The organism is Shewanella sp. 3_MG-2023 (assembly GCF_030548765.1).
Lineage (GTDB): Bacteria > Pseudomonadota > Gammaproteobacteria > Enterobacterales > Shewanellaceae > Shewanella.
Map to the genome: position 1 here is coordinate 28916 of NZ_JAUOSH010000020.1, position 21677 is coordinate 50592.

Sequence of the window (21677 nt, forward strand, 5' to 3'; positions counted from 1 at the left end):
TGACACAAGGCCAATCTCCAAAGAGACTATAACCTAATGCTTTAGTATGACTATTGTTGTGTAATTTTTCTCACTTTACTAGTGATAAATAGCACTTAGTTTTTAAAATAGCGTTGTCGTTTATTGTCATTAACTAGCAATAAAGCTCGACAGAATCAGCATTGATGATTAATTTTCATTTTAGCTGCCAAACAGTTGCGATATACTGCTGAGAATTCGATACATTATGAATGTGTTAACTAAAAACGATATAAGGACAATGCTGTGAGCGCTATTTATAATTTCTGTGCTGGACCTGCCATGTTACCTCAAGCTGTGATGCAAAAAGCGCAGCAAGAATTAATTAACTGGAATGGCTTGGGTGTGTCCGTAATGGAAATTAGTCATCGTAGTAAAGAGTTTATGGCGTTAACCCAACATGCCGAGAAAACCTTACGTACCTTGATGGATATTCCAAAAAACTATCACGTTTTGTTTATGCATGGCGGCGGACGAGGTCAATTTACCAATGTTGTTAATAATTTCTTAGGTGACAACGGTAAAGCCTTGTATTTAGTTAATGGCCAATGGTCAACGGCTGCGGTAAAAGAAGCGATAAAACTGGTTGGTGAAAACAACATTGATCAAGTCAATATCATTGAAAATATCGATGGTTTAAATCAGGTGGTGCTGCCTGACTTTAGCGCGCATAGTGACGATTATCGTTATTTGCACTTTTGCGCCAATGAAACCGTTGATGGCATCGAAATTTTTGATGAAATTGAGTGTCCTTGGCCAGTCGTGGTTGATTTGTCTTCAACCATTATGTCGCGAAAAATCGATGTCAGTAAGTATGGTTTGATTTACGCTGGCGCTCAAAAAAATATCGGCCCTTCAGGCTTGTCTATCGTGATTGTCAGAGATGATATGTTGCAGCTACCCAGTTTGCCGCAGTCATCGATTATGGATTACCGTATCGCACAAGCCAATGACTCGATGTTCAATACGCCACCCACGTTCGCCTGGTACTTAGCTGCCGAAGTGTTTGACTGGTTAACATCAGTAGGCGGCGTAGCTGCAATGGAAGCATTAAATCAGCAAAAAGCGCAAATGCTGTATGACTGTATTGATAACAACCCGTTTTATACCAACGGTGTTTGTAAGCAAAACCGTTCACGGATGAATGTGACATTCCAATTAAGCGATAGTAGCTTAGATAGTGAGTTTTTAGCCCAAGCTGAGCAAGCAGGCTTGGTCGCCTTAAAAGGTCATAGAGTAGTAGGCGGCATGCGTGCCAGTATTTACAATGCTATGCCGTTAGCGGGTGTGCAGGCGCTGGTTGACTTTATGCAAGCTTTTGCTAAGCAGCATAGCTAAAGTGATACCAAGTTACATTGTTGAGCTTTAGTTCTACAGAATAAAAAGCGAATAATGAGCAGTCATTATTCGCTTTTTTAAACGCAATTATTGGCTTACAACCAGATAGTTAAAGAATTATTGCGATTGATTTTGCAAGGTAATCAACATTTGTTTCGCTTATACCCGCAATACTCATACGGCTTGAGCCGACCATATAAATGCTATGTTCTTTTTTAAGGGTTTCAACTTGCTCAGCATTAATCCCTAAGAAAGAGAACATGCCTTTTTGGTTAGCAATAAAGCTGAAATCTTGTTTAACCCCTTGTTCTATTAATTTGTTGACCAACATTTGTCGATTGCCATTAATGCGGTTGCGCATAACGGTTAACTCATCTAACCATTGCTGCTTTAATTGTGCGTCACCTAAAATGGTTTCAACAAGGGCAGCGCCATGAGCTGGCGGCATTGAGTAAATACAACGCACTACATACAAGAGTACAGAAAAAGCAATATTCGCCTTAGTACTATCTTTAGCCATAATGCTACAAGCACCAATTCGTTCACGGTATAAACCAAAGTTTTTAGAACATGAACTACATAAGATCATTTCTTCAACTTGAGCGGCCATTTGACGAACGCCGTAAGCATCTTCATCAACGCCATCACCAAACCCTTGATATGCCATATCAATTAATGGGGTAAAACCTTGCTTAGCGGTAATGCTGATGACTTCATCCCACTGGGCATTGGTTAAATCCATGCCGCTTGGGTTATGACAACATGCATGTAGTAGTACCACATCGTTACTACCGATCTTATTTAATGCCGCTTTCATTTCATCAAATTTTAGAGTTTTCGCATCGTAATCATAATATGGGTAAGTTTTTACAGTGATGCCAGCGGCTTCAAATAAGCCAGTATGGTTAGCCCAGGTTGGATCGCTCACCCATAACACGGCATTAGGATTACAGTTTTTAATAAATTCAGCAGCAACGCGCAGGGCACCGGTGCCACCAGGCGTTGATACCGTTCGGATACGGTCAGCAATTAATGCACTGTGAGCTTCGCCAAATGCTAGTTCTGTCATCAAAGTATTAAACTGAGGAGAACCAGTAGGGCCAATATAAACCTTAGTCGTTTCAGACTCAGTGCGCAGTCGCTCTGCTGTCTTTACACAATCAAGAATAGGCGTATTGCCGATTGGGTCTTTGTAAACACCAACCCCGAGGTCAATCTTCTGTGGGTGAGTGTCTTGGCGGTACTGAGTAAGTAAACCAAGAATGGGATCTGCAGGCATTGCAGTTAACGCGTTAAACATGGCCATTGACCTTATAGTATTAAAAATAAAAGTAGGGTTTTGTTTAGCATAACGTGGTTTAAATACTGATTGAAATGGCTATTTCTAGAAACTACTTAAAATAAAGATTTTACTTAGTTTAAAGTTTACACTTTTACCAATAAAGTCATTTATTTGCTTAATGAAGTTGGCTGTTTGGGTCATATAAATGGCCGAGTTGCGCTTTTTTTACGCAAATAATTCAAGTTCAGCGTAAAACTGTCATTTAATTTCAGTTATCCCTTGAATCATTGGCTGCAATCAGTAAATTTGTATTCAAGAATAATTTATTAAGTTTATACCATCTAATTCGTATAGATAAATTGACAAAGACGTCATTTTCTCTTTAGCCCATACACATTTATTCTTCCGTAGCAGGGAGAAGACATTTAAGAAGAACTTGTAATGAAACAATTGCGTCTTGATCCGATCCAAAAAGTAAATGGCGTTGTCAATATTCCTGGCTCTAAGAGTATTTCGAATAGAGCGCTGTTATTAGCAACCTTAGCCGAAGGCAGAACCACGCTAACAAATCTGCTTGATTCAGATGATATTCGCTATATGTTGGCATCATTAAAGCAATTAGGCGTTGATTACCAATTATCTGAAAATAACACCGTATGTGAGCTACAAGGCTTAGGTAAGCCTATTACGGCGGAACAAGCGCAAAGCTTATTTTTAGGTAATGCGGGGACAGCAATGCGGCCTTTATGCGCGGCATTGACACTGGGCAGTGGCGAGTTCACCTTAACGGGCGAACCACGTATGGAAGAGCGTCCTATTGGCGATCTTGTTGATGCACTACGTCAACTCGGTGCTGAAGTGAGCTATCTTAAAAATGATGGTTTTCCACCGCTGACGATTAATGCCAATGGTTTAAATGGCGGTGATGTTGAGATAGCGGGGGATTTATCCAGTCAGTTCCTCACAGCTTTGTTAATGGTAGCGCCATTAACCAAAGACACGGTTAATATCACCATTAAAGGTGAGTTAGTGTCTAAACCATATATTGATATCACTATCGCACTAATGGCCCGTTTTGGTGTTGAAGTGATCAATCATGACTACCGCCGTTTTGAAATACCTACAGGTCAGAAATATGTTTCCCCAGGTAAAGTGCTAGTTGAAGGCGATGCATCCTCTGCTTCATACTTTCTTGCTGCTGGCGCAATTCAAGGCGGTGAAGTCAAAGTGACCGGTGTCGGTAAACTCAGTATTCAAGGCGATGTTAAATTTGCTGATGTACTCGAAAAAATGGGCGCAGACATCGAGTGGGGCGACGATTTTATTATCGCGCGCCAAGCAAAATTAACCGCGGTTGATTTAGACATGAATCACATTCCAGATGCGGCAATGACCATTGCAACTGCGGCATTATTTGCCGAAGGCACCACACGTATCACAAACATTTACAACTGGCGCATTAAAGAAACCGATCGTCTTGCAGCAATGGCCACTGAATTACGTAAAGTCGGTGCAACCGTTGACGAGGGTCATGACTATATTACCGTTACGCCACCAGCTGTTTTAAATACAGCAGCAATTGACACTTACAACGATCACCGAATGGCGATGTGTTTTTCAATGCTGGCTTTTGCTGATTGCGGTATTACCATTAATGATCCAGATTGCACCTCTAAAACCTTCCCAGCCTATTTTACTGAATTTGCACGTATCGGTGAGTAAAGCGCTTGGTTTAAGTCTTAAATATGACGGCAGTCAATATACTGCCGTCATTTGATCTTGATTGAATATCGTAAATTTTCTCCAGTATTTTGCTGTAAATTGTTGTACAATGCCGCCCGCTCATTTTGATGAACCTTTTTATATTCATGGAAGATTGTTTTTTTCGGAGGAATTTATGTCTGAACGTGCTCCAGTAGTCACAATCGACGGACCAAGCGGTGCAGGAAAAGGGACCATATGCCAACTCGTCGCTGAGCGACTTGAATGGCACTTACTAGATAGCGGCGCTATCTATCGTGTTTTAGCCCTTGCAGCCATTCATCACGATGTTGAATTAGAAAATGAAGAGGCGATCACCTTACTTGCTTCTCATTTAGACGTGCAGTTCTTAGCGGGCAGTGACCTTGTAAAAGTCATTTTAGAAGGTGAAGACGTTTCAACCAGTATTCGTACTCAAGAATGTGGTAATGCAGCATCTAAAATCGCTGCTTTACCTCGCGTAAGAGAAGCATTACTGAGACGACAACGCGCTTTTTGTACTGAACCGGGTTTAGTCGCCGATGGGCGTGACATGGGAACAGTGGTTTTTCCTAACGCACCCGCAAAAATATTCCTAACTGCATCCGCAGAGGAAAGGGCGCAGCGACGCTATAAACAGTTGCAGGACAAAGGCTTCGATGTTAATATCGATCGCCTTTTATCTGAAATCATTGAGCGTGATGAGCGCGATATTAATCGCTCTGTCTCACCTTTAGTGCCTGCAGATGACGCGCTAGTTATTGATACTAGTGGCATAGGTATTAATGAAGTGCTTGAGCTTGTGCTTGAACACATCAATAAAAACTTAAGGTAATTTCTTAATTCTGAGAATTTATCAAACAACATTTATATCACGGAAGATGTAAATCAATTAATTGACTCCACATCTAGGATGGATGGTGGTTTATAAAAGAAAGTAATCATAAAATGACTGAATCTTTTGCTGATCTATTTGAACAATCCCTAAATGAACTTGAGTTCCGTCCTGGTTCTATCGTACGTGGCGTAGTAGTACGCATCGAAAACGGTACTGTACTTGTTGACGCTGGTCTTAAGTCTGAAAGCCCTATCTCTGCTGACGAATTTAAAAACGCTCAAGGTGTTTTAGAAATCGCTGTTGGCGATGAAGTTGATGTTGCACTTGACTCTGTTGAAGACGGTTTCGGTGAAACTCAATTATCTCGTGAAAAAGCTAAGCGTCACGAAGCTTGGATTGTTCTAGAAAAAGCGTATGAAGATGCTGAAACTGTAATCGGTATCATCAATGGTAAAGTTAAAGGTGGTTTCACTGTTGAATTAAACGGTATCCGTGCCTTCTTACCAGGTTCTCTAGTAGACGTTCGCCCAGTTCGCGATACTGCTCACCTAGAGTACAAAGAATTAGAATTCAAAGTTATCAAACTTGACCAGAAGCGTAACAACGTTGTTGTTTCACGTCGTGCTGTTATCGAATCAGAAAGCAGTGCCGAGCGTGATGCTCTTCTTGAGAACCTTCAAGAAGGTCAAGCAGTTAAAGGTATCGTTAAGAACCTTACTGACTACGGTGCATTCGTAGACTTAGGTGGCGTTGACGGTCTTCTACATATCACTGATATGGCTTGGAAGCGCGTTAAGCACCCATCTGAAATCGTTAATGTTGGTGACGAAATCAACGTTAAAGTTCTTAAGTATGACCGTGAGCGTACACGCGTATCACTAGGTCTTAAGCAACTTGGCGAAGATCCATGGTTAGAAATCAGCAAGCGCTACCCAGAAAGCACACGCTTAACTGGTCGCGTAACTAACCTAACTGACTACGGTTGTTTCGTTGAAATCGAAGAAGGCGTTGAAGGTCTTGTTCACGTTTCTGAAATGGATTGGACTAATAAGAACATTCACCCATCTAAAGTTGTTAACTTAGGTGATGAAGTTGAAGTTCTAGTATTAGACATCGATGAAGAACGTCGTCGTATTTCTCTAGGTCTTAAGCAATGTAAGACTAATCCATGGGATGATTTCGCTACTCGTTTCAACAAGGGCGATAAAGTTTCTGGTAAGATCAAGTCTATCACTGACTTCGGTATCTTCATTGGTCTTGACGGTGGCATCGATGGTCTTGTTCACCTTTCTGACATTTCTTGGAACGGAACTGGCGAAGACGCTGTTTCTGAGTACAAGAAAGGCGACGAAATCCATGCAGTAGTACTTTCAGTTGACCCTGAGCGCGAGCGTATCAGCTTAGGCGTTAAGCAAACTGAAGACGATCCTTTCAATGCCTACTTGGCAGATAAGAAGAAAGGTACTATTGTAAATGGTGTAGTTACTGCTGTTGACGCTAAAGGCGTTACAATTGAACTAGCTGAAACTGTTGAAGGTTACCTTCGCGTTGCAGATATCTCTCGCGAGCGTATCGAAGACGCATCTACAGTATTCGCTGTAGGTGACAAAGTTGAATCTAAGTTCATGGGCGTAGATCGCAAGAATCGTTCTATCAGCTTATCTATCAAAGCGAAAGATGAAGCAGATGAGAAAGAAGCTATGGCAACTATTAACAAGCAAGAAGATGCTGTTATTAGTAATGCAATGGCTGAAGCGTTCAAGGCAGCTCGTAAGTAATATATCGCCTGTTGTTTGGGGAGTTCGCTCCCCATTAGGCGACTGTTTTGGCTTGATTATAGAGGGTAAAGGATGACTAAATCCGAACTGATCGAAAAGCTTGCCACTGGGCAGTCGCAGTTGTCGGCTAAAGAAGTGGAAAGTGCTATTAAAGAAATGTTGGAGCAAATGGCAACAACATTAGAAGGCGGGGATCGTATTGAAATCCGTGGCTTTGGTAGTTTTTCTCTTCATTATCGTGCACCACGTGTTGGTCGTAATCCAAAAACTGGAACCTCAGTTGACTTGGAAGGCAAATATGTACCGCACTTTAAGCCAGGCAAAGAACTGCGTGAACGTGTCGATGCGGTTAATGTTTAATTAACGCTTGATTAAAAAGCCTCCTTTTGGAGGCTTTTTTGTATCTATTGCACTGCAAAGCTGGTTACTTTAGCAAATATCTTGGATAATCAATTATATTGCGACGTTGAATGGAGACTCACGTGAAATCATTTATTGCCATTGTTATTGTTGGTTTATTCTTTGTCCTAGCTTTACTTTTTGGTGCTAAGAATGAACAAATTGTCACTGTAAGTTATTTTATTGCAGAAGGTCAGTATCGTTTACCCGTCGTACTCGCTGTTGTTTTTTTCAGTGGTTTTGTCATAAGCTGGTTATTTGCTGCTTATTATATTTTAAAATTCAAAATCATATTAAGAAAAAACAAAAAGCAAATTGCCCAATTAACAGAGCAACTGTTAGAACAACAATCTCAACCAATGTCACAGGATACTGTAGCGTAATATGCTTGAAATCCTCTTTCTGTTATTACCTATCGCGGCCGGCTATGGCTGGTATATGGGTCGAAGAAGTATAAGACAGAATCAAAAACAACAAAGTAAAAAACTAAGCCGTGATTATTTTACAGGGCTTAATTTTTTGTTGTCTAATGAATCAGATAAAGCGGTTGATTTGTTCATTACCATGCTAGATGTTGACGATGAAACCATAGATACCCATTTATCTTTAGGTTCATTATTTAGAAAGCGCGGTGAAGTAGACCGCTCCATTAGAATACATCAAAACCTCATCGCTAGACCAAGCCTGACCACAGAGCAACGCGATATTGCCATGATGGAGTTAGGTAAAGACTATTTAGCCGCCGGCTTTTACGATAGAGCTGAAGAAATCTTTATTAATCTTGTTAGTCAAGATGATCACAGCGAAGAAGCTGAAACTGCATTAATATCAATTTATCAAGTCACTAAAGAATGGCAAAACGCCATTAATATTACTAAACGCCTAAGTCGCAAACGCCAGCAAGTTTTAAAACATGTAACCGCTCATTTTTATTGTCAACTCGCTGATGAAGAATCTGGAAACGCTGAAAAAATCAAATATCTCCAACAAGCCATTAAATTAGATGATAAATGTGGCCGTGCTTGGTTAACGCTAGCGAAGATATATCTTGATGCTAACCAAGTAAGCCTATGTAAAAAAAGCTTAGTCGAGTTAAAACTTGCCGATATAGAGTTATTTGCTGATGCCATTGGTATTGCTAAGCAAGTCTACCGCGACAGTAACGATCTTGAAGGTTACCAAACCTTGCTTCAGCAAGCTTTACAAGAAGGCGCTAGCGCGTCAGTAATTATTGCGTTAGCTCAGCATAAAATTCAGCAAGGCTTTAGTGAAAATGCCGAAAAAATGGTGCTCGATCATTTGTATCGACATCCAACAATGAAAGGTTTCCAACATTTAATGCAATTGCATATCAAGCAAGCTGAAGATGGCCAAGCGAAACAAAGTCTTTCAATGCTTGAAAAGTTAGTAGAACAACAAATTAAATTTCGTCCTAGTTATCGTTGTAGCTCATGCGGTTTCCCTGCACACAGCCTTTACTGGCATTGTCCATCATGTAAAGAGTGGGGAAGTATAAAACGCGTAAAAGGGCTAGATGGCGAATAACTGATTTTTTATATTACTGGAGTGAACATGGCAGATAAACCGATTGTAGTGGCCTTAGATTATGACAATAAAAATGAGGCGCTTGCTTTAATCGATAAACTTGATCCTACTATGTGTCGTTTAAAAGTAGGCAAAGAGATGTTTACTTTATTCGGCCCACAACTGGTTAAAGATATCCATGACCGTGATTTTGATTTATTTCTTGATTTAAAATTCCATGATATCCCTAACACTGTGGCTAAAGCGGTATCAGCAGCTGCCGATCTCGGTGTTTGGATGACCAATGTCCATGCAAGCGGCGGTTTAGCCATGATGCAAGCTGCTAAAACGGCATTAGGGAATTATGGTAAAGATGCGCCATTATTAATCGCCGTGACAGTGCTGACTTCTATGAGTGATGAAGACCTCGCGCTATTAGGGATCAATGTGCCAGCTTCAGAACATGTTAAACGCCTAGCAGCGTTAACACAGCAAGCAGGCCTAGATGGTGTAGTGTGCTCAGCTCAAGAAGCAACTATGCTAAAACAAACATTTGGCGGAGCCTTTAATTTAGTCACTCCCGGCATTCGCCCCGTTGGCGCTGATGTTGGTGATCAGCACCGTGTTATGACGCCACCAAAAGCAATTGCGGCTGGTTCAGATTATTTAGTAATCGGTAGACCCATTACTAAAGCGACAGATCCATTAGCGTCGTTACAGGCAATCGTTAACTCGCTTAAATAGCAGTTAATAGCGAACATTTTCGCCAGCACTAGCCTATAGCAGCGCAACTTTTAAACTGATTAATAACACACATGCAGGAGCATAAAATGTTTAATTATCAAGGAAAGAATGTCGTTGTTGTAGGTGGCACCAGTGGTATCAATTTAGGTATAGCGTGTGCTTTTGCAAAAGCGGGGGCCAATGTGGCTGTTGCCAGTCGTAACATGGATAAAGTCAATACTGCGCTAGCTTTACTGCAGCAAACCAATCCCAAAGGTAAGCATATTGGGGTCAGTTTTGATGTCAGAGATTCAGACGCAGTTGCATCTGGTTTCAATAGCATCGCTGATCAATATAACACTATTGATATACTCATCAGCGGCGCTGCGGGTAATTTCCCTTCAAGGGCAAAAGATCTCTCCGTTAATGGTTTTAAATCAGTGATGGATATTGATTTATTAGGTAGCTTTCAAGTCATTAAGCAAGCTTACCCTTTGTTGACTAAAGGCAATGCGAGCGTGATACAAATCTCTGCACCTCAGGCTTACGTGCCAATGGCTTTGCAAGTGCACGTATGCGCTGCTAAAGCCGGCGTTGATATGTTAACTCGCACTTTAGCAATGGAGTGGGGCGTTGAAGGGATACGGGTAAACTCGATTGTACCTGGCCCAATCGAAGAGACAGAAGGTTTTGATCGCTTAGCGCCCAGTAAAGCTTTAAAATCAATGATAGCAGACAGTGTGCCATTAAAGCGCAATGGTCAAAAACAAGATATTGCCAATGCAGCGTTATTTTTAGCTTCTGACATGGCCAGCTACATCACAGGCACCATTTTGCCCGTCGATGGCGGTTGGTCTTTAGGTGGCGCAGGCGCTGCAATGGATGCATTAGCAAAACATTTACCACAGTAATATGAACAATTTTTATAGGTGATTTAAATGGCAAACGCATTACAAGAGCAGCTGCTAAAAGCAGGACTTGCCAGTAAGCAAAAAGCGCGCGATGTGAAAACACAAAAGCGTAAACAAAAGAAAGCGAAAATTGATGATGGCAGTGCAGCGTTAAAGCAACAAATTGCCCAGCAAAAACTTGAACAAGCAGCGAAGGACAAAGCCTTAAACGAGCAGCGCTTTGCTGAAGCGTCAGAAAAAGGTCAGGTACGTGGTTTAATCACTGAATTTACTAAGTTTGCGATTAAAGCACCTGCAGGCGGCGAGATAAAATTTAACTTTACAGTTGAGAATAAAATTTTATCTGTTTATGTGGATGAAAAACTACAAGGCCAATTACAAACGGGTGTTGTTGGTATCGTGCGTTTTGAAGACAAAAGTTATATTGTGCCCCATAAACTTGCTGAACGAGTTAACTTGTTGGTACCTGAGTGGTGTGGGTATTTATGGCAAGAATCTGCTGATAATCAAGTTGAACAGGCCAGTGAAGAAAACGATCCTTATGCTGATTACGCTATTCCTGATGATTTAATGTGGTAAGGTTTTTTAACCCAAGCTAATGCTTGGGATAAAACAGAAATAAATGCCTCATGAAGAGGCATTTTTTATTGCAGATATTTACATAGCTGTAGAATAAATTTTGAGGTGATGTTTGTTAAAAACAGCCCGCTATTTTCGTAATGGAGCCGATTACCGCTCTGGTGAACAAGCTAATTTTATTGATATCAAACAGTGTTTTGGCCTCAATCATATCAGTGTGGGTAAATGGGTAACCAAAGAAGAATCTGATCTTGCCGCTAATTTAGTATTTGATTCAATGGCAGATTTATCGCAAATACTGCAAGTACCCACAGAGCTTATTGGCCTTCGTAAAACGCTAAATTTGTTATTCGGTCGTGGTGGTCAAAAAGGTGTGCAGGCCCATTATTCTCCGCTAACTCGCGAGTTAGCTCTTGCTAAAAATGCGGGCGCGGGGGCTTTAGCCCATGAGTTTTGGCATGCATTTGATCATTATATTGTCGATAAGGCTTTTGATGTATCACCCCGGTTTTCATTTAAAAAATATCAATGCGCCAGTGACTTGTGGCTAAATGATTCACTATTAAAGTCTCATAAGCTTAATGACAATTTATCTGCTTTGTTTAAAGTGGTGTTGTTGTCTGATGATGGCGAACAGCCCAGTGAGTATGTCACTAATGCAATCAAACTTGATAAGCAGCAAGGCTATTATTATTTTTCTAAGCCCACAGAACTGATGGCACGGGCATTTGAATCGGCGATTGAAGCTTGTAGTGATATACAAAACAATTACTTAGTCTCTGGTACATTAAAAAAGGATTTGGCGACACAATTGATGTATCCAGCAGCGCAGCACAGATCGCAAATATTCTCAGCGATGATCGATTATTTTGCTTTATTAGGCGCAGCCTTTGAGCGCAAGCTTAATAATTAAATCGCTTATTTGTAAGATCCAAATCTTTGCCTATAAATTGTACTCTTTGTAGGCGTTCTTTATACTAAGTTACTTATTTATCAGTATTTAATATGCTTTTATGTTTGTTCTATCACTAGAAATTAATCAATAACAATACTAGATTCATCTTGTATTTAGTGCGGTTTTTGTATAAATTGAAACAACTGTTTTAATTATCTGTTTAAGAGCATTCTATGAACCCTTACCAAGCCCCTTTAAAGGACATGCAGTTTTTGTTAGAAAACGTATTCGATGCGACGAATACTTGGCAGTCGATGCCAAATATCGCTGAGATGGTTGATATGGACACTGCTGTTGCTATTTTAGATGAAGCAAGCAAGATTAGTCGTGATTTGATTCATCCTATAAATAGAAGTGGTGATGAGCAAGGGGTTAGGCACCAAGATGATAAGGTCATCACACCAGATGGCTTTAAAGAAGTTTACCAGCAGTTTTCAGAAGGCGGTTGGGTAGGTTTATGTGGCGAACCTGATTTTGGTGGCATGGGAATGCCAAAAATGTTAGGTGTTTTGGTTGATGAAATGAATTACAGCGCATGTAACTCATTTACCCTGTATAGCTCATTAACTGCTGGTGCTGCGCTGTGTATTAATGCACACGCGACAGATGAATTAAAAGCTAAATATTTACCTAACTTGTATTCAGGTCAGTGGTCTGGTGCCATGGACATGACAGAGCCGCAAGCAGGTTCTGATTTACGCAATATTCGCACCAAAGCCGAACCACAAGATGATGGTAGTTACTCGATTACTGGTAGCAAAATTTTCATCACAGGTGGTGACCATGATCTTACTGAAAACGTTATCCACTTAGTGTTAGCGAAACTTCCTAACTCTAAAGGTATTTCATTATTTCTAGTACCAAAAATCACGGTTAACGATGATGGTAGCTTAGGTGGGGCTAATGGTGTGACGGTCGGCTCTATTGAACACAAAATGGGCTTAAAAGCATCAGCGACGTGTGTAATGAACTATGATGGTGCCAAAGGCTTCCTCGTTGGACGTCCTGATCGCGGCCTGGTTTGCATGTTTACCATGATGAACTACGAACGTTTAGCTATTGGTATCCAAGGCCTTGGTAGTGCTCAAGGCGCTTATCAGATGGCTGCTGATTATGCTAAAGAACGTGTGCAAGGTATTGCAGCAGGTGGTTCGCCAACAGGCAGTGCGGCTGACCCCATTATTGTTCATGGCGATGTGCGCCGCATGTTATTAACCATCAAGTCGGTTACCGATGCTGGCCGTGCGTTATCAGTATTTACCGGTAAACAATTGGATTTAGCAAAGCATGCTGAAGGTGATGTTCAGGCAAAAGCAGCCAAGTATGTGGGCTTACTGACACCGGTTTCAAAAGCGTTTCTAACTGACCGCGGATTAGACGCCACTATCATGGCGCAACAAGTATTTGGTGGGCATGGTTATATTCGTGAAACTGGTATTGAGCAGTTTGTGCGTGATACCCGTATTGCACAAATTTATGAAGGTACGAACGGTATCCAAGCAATTGATTTCTTAGGCCGTAAAGTCACTGGTGATAACCTTGCTACTTTGAATGCGTTTGTGGCAGATATCAATGCTGATTTAGCGGGCTTTGAGCATGTTTCTGAAGCTGACAGAAAAGCTATCAGTTCACGCTTTGATAATTTGCTGACATTAGCAAACTACATCAATGACAACAAGCTTACTCAAGCAGCATTAATCAACGCCAGTGCGGTAGATTTCTTAGATGCCTTTGGTTATATCCTATATGGCTATTACTCATTACTCATGGCAGAGCGTGCAGTTGGTCATGATGACAGCAGCTTTAGTGAGCAAAAGCGTTATGTGGCTAAATTCTATATGGATAAAATTTTGCCAAAAGCAGATTTTCATATTGCTCAAGTCAGTCAAGGTGATGATGCAATAATGGCTATGCCAGCAGAGTTATTTTAAACACCAATTGGTTCAATTTTCTGCTTGAGAAAGAGAGTTAAAGCGCATAGTTTACAATGCGCTTTTTTATGGCTGTAAATCATATAATCTTCGCAGTAATAGCGCGCTAAAAGGGGCTAGTCTTGTTTGTTTTGCATCAGGAGTGAGTCCATTTTCTATAATCACAAAGGCATAGTGTTTACCATTTTTTGCCTGAATAAATCCCGCTAAGTTTTCAACCCCTAGCATGGTGCCTGTTTTTGCTGATATTGCCGCTTTCAAAGGCGGTTTATTGAAATGTTGTTGGTATTTTAAGGTGCCGCTTTTACCAGATATAGGTAAAAACTCAGTTAGGTATTGAAAACGTGTATCGCTGTCGATGAGTTGCAGCACAGATAACATTTGTGCTGAAGTCAGTAAGTTATAACGAGACAAGCCTGAGCCATCAACGAGATTGGCATCATTAAATGGTAAGTTCAATTCGATTAAAATCGATTGTAATGCTTTAGCGCCCATAGTAAAGCCGTTAATATCAAGACCCTCTATGTTATCGCTGTTAAACGTTTGCCGGTAAAAATCTTGGCCAATTTTTTTTAATAAGCTATCGGCAATTAAATTATCTGACTTTTCCAGCATGATCTTTAATAATTTGGGTAACTTTTCAGACTGATGCGTGGCTAACAACTGCGCGCTAGGCGGGATGCTTTGCTTACTTATGATCAAATTAGCGTAATTGACTTGCTTGTCATTGAGTATGGCTTTGATCACATCTTTGGCATAGCGAGACGGATCATTAACAGCAACGGCTAAACTTATAGTTTGATTGCCTAGGTAACAACCTGAAATTCGATAGTGATTGCCGTCAAAGCGTTGCATGTGTAACTCGCAAAATTGCGCCTTAGCTTGAGTAACGTCTATATTAGGTTTAAAAACCGCCTTGGTGCTGATTTCAACTGGGTATTGTGCATCTATTATGATTTCAGATGCGTTATCTGTTAGTGGACTTAGGCTTGCTCTGACACAGTTTTTATCAATAATAAAATCGGACACTGGCGCTGCGTAACAAATACCGAGGTCATCCCATACCCAGCCAGGTGCTCTAAGACTTTCACTGGTCGGTGATACTAAGATCACATTGCCATTTATATGTTGTATATCCTTAGTTTTAAGTGTGGTGAGTAGTTGTTTTAGTTGTTCACGAGTAAAGCTAGGATCACCACTAAATTTAATATACACATCACCATTGAGTTGCTGCTGTACTACAACTCCATCAATATATACTTGGGTTTCATAATAAAAATCAGTACCTAATTGCTTTGTAGCTGCAACGGCAGTAAGTAGCTTTTGGATGCTCGCGGGTTGCATTAATGTCTGCTCATTAATGCTGTAAACACTGCTGTTTTTTTCAATATCCCATATGTTTATAGCCAGTTGTGATTGAGGAGGCGCAATATGTTGCATCACATTGGCTAAGTATTCATCGGCCCACACAGGTAAGCTAAATAAAGAAACAATTAATATACGTATTAGTAAATACATAACTAGCCAGTAGTAAAAGTTTGAGTCTCTCTAAAATACGTGATCTAACGGATTATTACAGTGATGAAGCGATAAAAATTGATGTTAGACCTTAGCGTCAGTTTTTGTGTTTGTTTTTTGCTCAACATGATTGGTTTTTATTTATTCAAACAAGATAGCGTAGGTTGTTTTTTCCACAGGCCTTAACAATCACTTTAAAAGTTTGATCCAAAATCGTTCACTTGAGCCTCATAAACCCATCAAATAGGGCTATAACATCAGAAAAGCCTTGCTCATAAGCCGCTAAGTCGGTAATTTCTATCTCCTAATATTTTTTGTTATTCAGTTAAAACGATGACAAAGTATAAATTTTAAAGTGACAGTATTTATTATTCAAAATTAGAAACAAACGATAAATACTTACCTAGTCAATTTATATCGACGTTAATAGCATTTAACTGTTTAAGTTCAAGGAGGTTGCCTTGCTGGATAAGCTTGGTGGTATCGCATTACAAAATGAATCGTTAAAGTGGTTATTAACCCCGGTTCAATTTAAACAAGAATTGTTAACTCGCATCGTGAATGCTACGAATGTGATATATATTGCTGCGCTTTATTTAGAAGATGATGAAGCGGGCCGAGAAGTTCTTGAGGCGTTACTTGCAGCTAAAGCTGCTAACCCAGAGTTAAAAATAGTTGTCCTAGTGGACTACCATAGAGCTAGGCGTGGCCTAATTGGCCATAAAGGTGATAGTGGTAATTACATCATGTACCGCAAAGCCATGGCTGCTGCGAAGGCACCTTTTGACATCTTAGGTGTACCAGTTAAGTCTCGCGAGTTTTTAGGGGTATTACACCTTAAAGGCTTCATCATTGATGATGCAGTAATATTCAGCGGCGCTAGCATTAATAACATTTACTTTAAACAAAACGATAAGTACCGTTTTGATCGTTATCATGTGCTGGAATCTGCTGAGCTTGCTCGCAGTATGGGTGAGTTCATTGAGCAACATCTAATTAGCGATCCGGCTGTTTGTCCGTTGACTCAAGACAGCAGCGACGAAAAATGCCCTGATAAAAATGACATGCGCACCTTTAAAACTCGCTTATCACGTTCAGATTATCAGTTTGAAAGTACCCGTATTGGCAATCGTGTTACGCCGCTTGTAGGCTTAGGCCGCAAGAAGAATAAGTTAAACGAAGTGGTGATAAAATTGGTTGATGAATCAACCGAGTCACTGTTTATCTGTACGCCGTATTTTAACCCACCAAACTCTTTAGTGAGAGCGTTGACGCGTCATTTACGTAATGGAAAGAGTATTGATATCGTGGTGGGTGATAAAACCGCCAATGATTTTTATATCCCACCAGAGAAAGATTTTTCTACCATTGGTGCATTGCCTTACATGTACGAACAAACCTTACGTAAGTTTGTAAAACGTCAGCAATGGGCGATTGAAAACGGTCAGTTACGGATCCACTTATGGAAAGACGGTATCAATAGTTATCATTTAAAAGGGATTAGTGCTGATGGCAAAAAGCATCTCATCACTGGTTCTAATTTAAACCCAAGAGCGTGGGCGTTGGATTTAGAAAATGGTTTGTTATTGCATGATGACAGTGGTGTGTGGAAGCAAAGTTTTGAGGCGGAACAAGAATTTATTCTGCAGCATACCGAAAAACTGTTCCATTATAGTCAAATTGAAACCGTGCAAAAGTATCCGGCTCCTGTGAAAAAGATTATGACCAGGATAAAGCGCTTAAAAGCTGACCTTTTACTAAAAAGAATTCTATAGTAACTTCATCACCCAATTGGGTGATGAATTTTTTTGAACGTTATAAACTATAACGTGTAACCGAGAATAATCCCATGTTGGCGTTACCTCCTGAGCAGCAACACGCAGTTCATCGTTTGTATCAATACCGAAAATCTATTTCAACTAAACCATTTGCTGCCAGAGGGAAAAAACTCATTCGCTGCCAGTGGTGTTTATTAGGAGAAATTTTCTGTACCTGTCAACATAGACAATATATCAATACTGAAGCCCACTTCATGCTAGTCATGTATGATGATGAAGTGCTAAAGCCAACCAACAGTGGCCGTTTAATTGCTGATTTAGTCCCTAATACTAGCGCTTATTTATGGTCTCGTACTGAGCCCAATAAACAAATGATTGAAGCGATCAACGACCCCAAATATCAGCCAATGCTGATATTTCCTGAGCAGTATGCCCAAGAAGGGCAAATGGTGGTTAGTCATCCTAGTCAATGTGACAATGCCGCCACTAGTAAAATACCGCTGTTAATTTTATTAGATGGTAGCTGGCGTCAAGCGATCAAAATGTTTCGTAAAAGCCCTTATTTACATAGATTGCCATTGTTTTCTTTTAGTCCTGAAACCTTAGCTAATTACGAATTAAGAAAAGGCAGCCATGATTTTCAGCTATCAACTGCTGAAGTGGCAGCTCTGGCCCTTGAAGCCATTGACGAGCCATTAAACTCCAAAGCATTGAGCTCGTGGTTTAATTTATTTGTTGAGTCGTCGTTACTGGGTAGAAATCGTCGTTTAAAAGAAGATATCATTCCGATTGAAAGTTATATTCAGCAGTTTGAACAAGCAATGCTAAACGCAGCGGCTAAATAGCGTTTAAATACCATCATAAAAGCAGCGGATGCGAGTGTTACTCTATGTTAGAAAGTAAGTTGATTGTGTTATATCGTCTAGAGCCCGGTTGTTTGGGCCCCGATGGTATGGAGCACATACAAATATTTTGTGATTTAGCACAGCAAATGCTGGCAAGCCTTGATACTGCAACATGTCAATGGTTTTTAGAGCCACGTTACAACAAACAACTCGATGAAATGGCGTACTGTCTAGCCAATAACATGTTATCTCGTGAGCAAGCCACTAAATTTATGGTTCGCTTTGGCGATGATTTAGAGCAAGCTCAAGAAGCCTTCGAAGACAAATTAACCTTGTTAATCAATCAATACCTATCACGTAAAGGCTAACCGACCTTGTTTATTTCAACTTTATGCTCCGATATTACTGTTTATTCTTTTGATGAATAAAGCCGTGTTCACCTCGGGTAAGTATTTTATAAGTTATTGTTTTATAAGCTTCAGAGTTTCAATTTTATTCGTGTTAGCGTATAATTGCCTTCGCTTTAATCATCAATCTAGGCTCCAGTATGCAAACTCCATCGTTTGATAGTCCTTCGCCATTACTACATGACAACGCCGATTTAATTCAAAAGCTCGAGCAGCAATTTGGATTTAATCAGTTTAGAGAAGGGCAAATTGATGTAATTAAACATATTTTGTCAGGAGCATCTTCTTTAGCCATTTTTCCTACAGGCTCAGGTAAATCACTGTGCTATCAATTTAGCGCCTTACAACTGGCTAATGTCACCTTAGTGGTATCGCCATTGCTTGCGTTAATGAAAGATCAAATCGCTTTTTTAAATGCTAAGGGAATAAATGCCGCCAGCATAGATTCAAGCTTAACCTTTGAGCAAACACAGCAGGTTATGCGTGATGTTCGCCGCGGGCATACAAAAATTTTAATGGTGTCAGTTGAGCGTTTTAAAAATGAACGTTTTAGGCAGTTTCTTAGCAGTATTGATATTTCATTATTAGTCGTTGATGAAGCTCATTGTATCTCTGAATGGGGCCATAACTTCAGGCCTGATTATTTAAAAATCCCATCTTATGTGCAGCAATTTAGTATTGCCCAAGTGTTGTTATTAACCGCCACAGCCACTGAAAAGGTAAAGCTGGATATGGCCAACCGTTTTGCTATTTTGCCTGAGCAAGTGGTACAAACGGGTTTTTATCGCAGTAATTTAGATATCAGTATCAAACCTGTTGTTGAAGCCGTTAAGCAATCGGAATTAGTCAACACAGTATCGCAATGCACAGGTGCTGGGATTATCTACGTGACCTTGCAAAAAACGGCAGAAGATATCGCGGCTTTTTTAAGTGCTAACAATATTCAAGCCACCGCTTATCATGCAGGACTTGATTCAGAGCTCAGAAATCGCATCCAACAGCAATTTATGGAAGGCCAAATCAACGTAATTGTTGCCACAATTGCCTTTGGTATGGGAATAGATAAAAGCAATATCCGTTTTGTGGTTCATTACGATTTACCGAAATCTATCGAAAACTACAGCCAAGAAATCGGCCGTGCAGGCCGAGATGGGCAATTATCTCATTGTATTACGCTAGCTAACAAAGATGGCTTAAATACCATTGAAAACTTTGTTTATGGCGATACGCCAGAACCCTCAGCGATTACCAACTTAATAGAACATATTAGCGCTGAAGTTGAACATGGCCGCTGGGAAATGCAAGAGTATGCGATTTCAACTAGCTGTAACATTAAACAGTTGCCGTTAAAAACCCTGTTAGTTCAACTTGAATTAGCCAACGTGGTGCAACCAAGCTTTGCTTATTTTGCTGAGTTTAAGTATCAATTTTTGATTGATAAACAGCAGTTGCTGGCCAGTTTTGATCCCCAGCGCCAAGCGTTTCTGCAGCAAATATTTGAGCATACTCGTTTTAAGAAAATATGGGGGCAACTAGATTTCGATAGCTTATATCAGCAATATGGTGCAGACAGGCAACGGGTAGTGGCGGCGTTAGACTACCTAGCAGACAAACAATATATCCAGTTAGAAACCAAAAAAATAACCCAAGTGTTTAATGTTGATATCAATGCTTTAAGTAATCCAAATCTTATTGCAAGTTTGTCTGATTATTTCCAAAGTAACGAAGTCAAAGAGATAAAACGTTTAAATCAGCTCATTAGTTTTTTTGAATCAACTGAGTGTATTACTGCTAAGTTGGCGCGTTATTTTGATGATCAGCAAGCACCTAGTCATTGTGGTCATTGTAGTGTCTGTCGTGGGCAGATAGCATTGTTGCCGCAACAGGCATTAGCGCCAATCACTCAATTAGCGTCATTGCAGCAGTATCTTAATGAGTTTTGCACTCATATGAACGCAAAAGGCATTATGCCGATATCTGTAGCGGTTCAAACTAAATTTTTAGCGGGTATTAGTGTGCCGATTTTTACCCGCAACAAAGTAAAGCAACTGTCAGGTTTTGGTTATTGCAGTCAGTATCGATATCAAGACATCGTTGATTATATCAATCACATAAACGGTAATAACTCAGATATGGGACCAGGTTAATATGAAGAAGAAAGCCGTAGATGCATTACTTAAAAAGCATGAAAAACTTAACCATATTGAAGGGGTTAAAGTTGTTTCCCATACTCAGCGTGAAAAAGAAGAGTGGGTTTACCATACCTTGATGTTAGCGGGTTACGATGTAGCATTTAAATTTAAGCGTACTAAAAAATATAAGAGCTTGCAGGATCAACTTGTGAGTTTAGTGTATTACCCTGAAGAGCATACTGTGGCTGGATTTAGCGTAGAGATTATGCAGGTTGTTCGGGTTAAACGTTGTTAAATTATTACCTTGGATCCAGTTAAATATTAAACAGCGTTAGCAGATGCATCATGGTTATTTGGGTTATCTGCTGACGCTTTGTTATAACGCTGTTTAGCCATGGTCCCACACATTAATTTGAATAGTGGTAATCACCTTTAGCTTGCCAAATACGGTATCTTAACGTTGCATCTTCAGGTAGGTAAAATATTTTTGGTAAACGGCTATCATAATTGATGCTCAAGCTTTGTCCCATTGGCACAAATTTAGCCGTTTTAGGTTCATTACACATCATCATCGTACTTGGCCCTACCGTTATACTATCGACGCTATAAAACGGATATCCCCAGCCTGATAAATTCTGCTCGACCAATTTGCCACTTAGTCTATGGTGATTACAATCTACCAGCTTATTTTGGCCAATTTGAATTTCAATTTTATAACTCGCCTCATCATCACGCTGTGCTAATTCAAGTATATGTTGCACTTGCTTAGTCGCTGGCTTTGGAAACATCTTTATATTGTCAATTAGCTGATAATTTTCATGAGTATTTTTATGCATGGTTATCATTGCGGGTTGACTAAATTGGTTAGGCACAGGGCTAGTGGCATAAGCGGGTACTATTACTGTCGCCGATACGCTTAATAACGTTGCCATAGGTAGTTTATTTAATTGGTTTTTTAGTAAAATTTTCATATGGTTTCTC

Annotated in this window: 20 protein-coding genes; 17 read left to right on the plus strand and 3 right to left on the minus strand. The window is 40.2% G+C overall.

All coding sequences use genetic code 11. The features are described from left to right. Positions 1-264: 264 nt before the first annotated feature. Positions 265-1356, plus strand: coding sequence for a 3-phosphoserine/phosphohydroxythreonine transaminase (serC, locus tag Q4591_RS12545; protein WP_102439820.1), 1092 nt, complete (start codon positions 265-267; stop codon positions 1354-1356). A 109-nt stretch (positions 1357-1465) separates the two neighbouring features. Here serC and Q4591_RS12550 read toward each other — a convergent pair whose 3' ends face one another. Next, positions 1466-2656, minus strand: a complete 1191-nt coding sequence (locus Q4591_RS12550; RefSeq protein WP_303446184.1) for an amino acid aminotransferase — start codon at positions 2654-2656, stop codon at positions 1466-1468. A 423-nt stretch (positions 2657-3079) separates the two neighbouring features. Between Q4591_RS12550 and aroA the strand changes: the two genes are divergently transcribed. The 11 genes from aroA to Q4591_RS12605 all read left to right on the plus strand — a co-directional run bounded on the left by aroA (position 3080) and on the right by Q4591_RS12605 (position 14016). Further along, a complete protein-coding gene (gene aroA, locus Q4591_RS12555) occupies positions 3080-4360 on the plus strand; it encodes a 3-phosphoshikimate 1-carboxyvinyltransferase (protein WP_102439822.1) in 1281 nt (426 codons plus the stop codon). A gap of 175 nt (positions 4361-4535) precedes the next feature. Next, on the plus strand, positions 4536-5213 hold the full coding sequence (cmk, locus tag Q4591_RS12560) for a (d)CMP kinase (protein ID WP_102439823.1): 678 nt from the start codon (positions 4536-4538) through the stop codon (positions 5211-5213). 92 nt (positions 5214-5305) lie between these two features. Then, positions 5306-6994: a 30S ribosomal protein S1 gene (rpsA, locus tag Q4591_RS12565; protein ID WP_277869102.1), complete on the plus strand. Its 1689-nt coding sequence runs from the start codon at positions 5306-5308 to the stop codon at positions 6992-6994. 72 nt (positions 6995-7066) lie between these two features. After that, positions 7067-7354, plus strand: a complete 288-nt coding sequence (ihfB, locus tag Q4591_RS12570; RefSeq protein ID WP_076536501.1) for an integration host factor subunit beta — start codon at positions 7067-7069, stop codon at positions 7352-7354. Between the two features lie 122 nt (positions 7355-7476). Beyond that, entirely contained in the window at positions 7477-7776 is a 300-nt protein-coding gene (locus Q4591_RS12575; protein ID WP_102439825.1) for a LapA family protein, read from the plus strand. Between the two features lies 1 nt (position 7777). Beyond that, positions 7778-8938 (plus strand): lipopolysaccharide assembly protein LapB, encoded by a 1161-nt coding sequence (gene lapB, locus Q4591_RS12580; RefSeq protein WP_102476829.1) that lies wholly within the window; start codon positions 7778-7780, stop codon positions 8936-8938. 27 nt (positions 8939-8965) lie between these two features. Continuing rightward, positions 8966-9661, plus strand: coding sequence for an orotidine-5'-phosphate decarboxylase (pyrF, locus tag Q4591_RS12585; RefSeq protein WP_102519898.1), 696 nt, complete (start codon positions 8966-8968; stop codon positions 9659-9661). Positions 9662-9747: 86 nt separating this feature from the next. Beyond that, on the plus strand, positions 9748-10551 hold the full coding sequence (locus Q4591_RS12590) for an SDR family oxidoreductase (RefSeq protein ID WP_102476828.1): 804 nt from the start codon (positions 9748-9750) through the stop codon (positions 10549-10551). A 27-nt stretch (positions 10552-10578) separates the two neighbouring features. Next, complete coding sequence (locus Q4591_RS12595) at positions 10579-11130, plus strand: DUF2058 domain-containing protein (protein WP_102439829.1); 552 nt, start codon at positions 10579-10581, stop codon at positions 11128-11130. A 112-nt stretch (positions 11131-11242) separates the two neighbouring features. Continuing rightward, positions 11243-12043, plus strand: coding sequence for a CLCA_X family protein (locus Q4591_RS12600; RefSeq protein WP_102439830.1), 801 nt, complete (start codon positions 11243-11245; stop codon positions 12041-12043). A gap of 215 nt (positions 12044-12258) precedes the next feature. Continuing rightward, a complete protein-coding gene (locus Q4591_RS12605; RefSeq protein ID WP_303412717.1) occupies positions 12259-14016 on the plus strand; it encodes an acyl-CoA dehydrogenase C-terminal domain-containing protein in 1758 nt (585 codons plus the stop codon). Positions 14017-14082: 66 nt separating this feature from the next. Here Q4591_RS12605 and dacB read toward each other — a convergent pair whose 3' ends face one another. After that, positions 14083-15534, minus strand: coding sequence for a D-alanyl-D-alanine carboxypeptidase/D-alanyl-D-alanine-endopeptidase (gene dacB / locus Q4591_RS12610; protein ID WP_303461277.1), 1452 nt, complete (start codon positions 15532-15534; stop codon positions 14083-14085). 461 nt (positions 15535-15995) lie between these two features. On the opposite strand from dacB, the gene pssA reads away from it, so the two are divergent. The 5 genes from pssA to Q4591_RS12635 all read left to right on the plus strand — a co-directional run bounded on the left by pssA (position 15996) and on the right by Q4591_RS12635 (position 20991). Next, the gene (pssA, locus tag Q4591_RS12615; protein ID WP_303461279.1) at positions 15996-17309 is read left to right on the plus strand and encodes a CDP-diacylglycerol--serine O-phosphatidyltransferase; all 1314 of its coding nucleotides are present in this window, start codon (positions 15996-15998) and stop codon (positions 17307-17309) included. Positions 17310-17386: 77 nt separating this feature from the next. Then, positions 17387-18157, plus strand: a complete 771-nt coding sequence (locus Q4591_RS12620) for a tRNA-uridine aminocarboxypropyltransferase (protein WP_303461340.1) — start codon at positions 17387-17389, stop codon at positions 18155-18157. Between the two features lie 44 nt (positions 18158-18201). Further along, a complete protein-coding gene (locus Q4591_RS12625) occupies positions 18202-18525 on the plus strand; it encodes a hypothetical protein (RefSeq protein WP_102519894.1) in 324 nt (107 codons plus the stop codon). A 179-nt stretch (positions 18526-18704) separates the two neighbouring features. Then, positions 18705-20711, plus strand: coding sequence for an ATP-dependent DNA helicase RecQ (locus tag Q4591_RS12630; RefSeq protein ID WP_303461282.1), 2007 nt, complete (start codon positions 18705-18707; stop codon positions 20709-20711). Between the two features lies 1 nt (position 20712). After that, a complete protein-coding gene (locus Q4591_RS12635; protein ID WP_102439836.1) occupies positions 20713-20991 on the plus strand; it encodes a hypothetical protein in 279 nt (92 codons plus the stop codon). 112 nt (positions 20992-21103) lie between these two features. Here the strand turns inward: Q4591_RS12635 and eco are convergent, their stop codons facing one another. Beyond that, positions 21104-21667 carry a serine protease inhibitor ecotin gene (eco, locus tag Q4591_RS12640; protein WP_102439837.1) on the minus strand — a complete coding sequence of 188 codons (564 nt, stop codon included), beginning with the start codon at positions 21665-21667 and terminating at the stop codon, positions 21104-21106. Positions 21668-21677 lie beyond the last annotated feature (10 nt).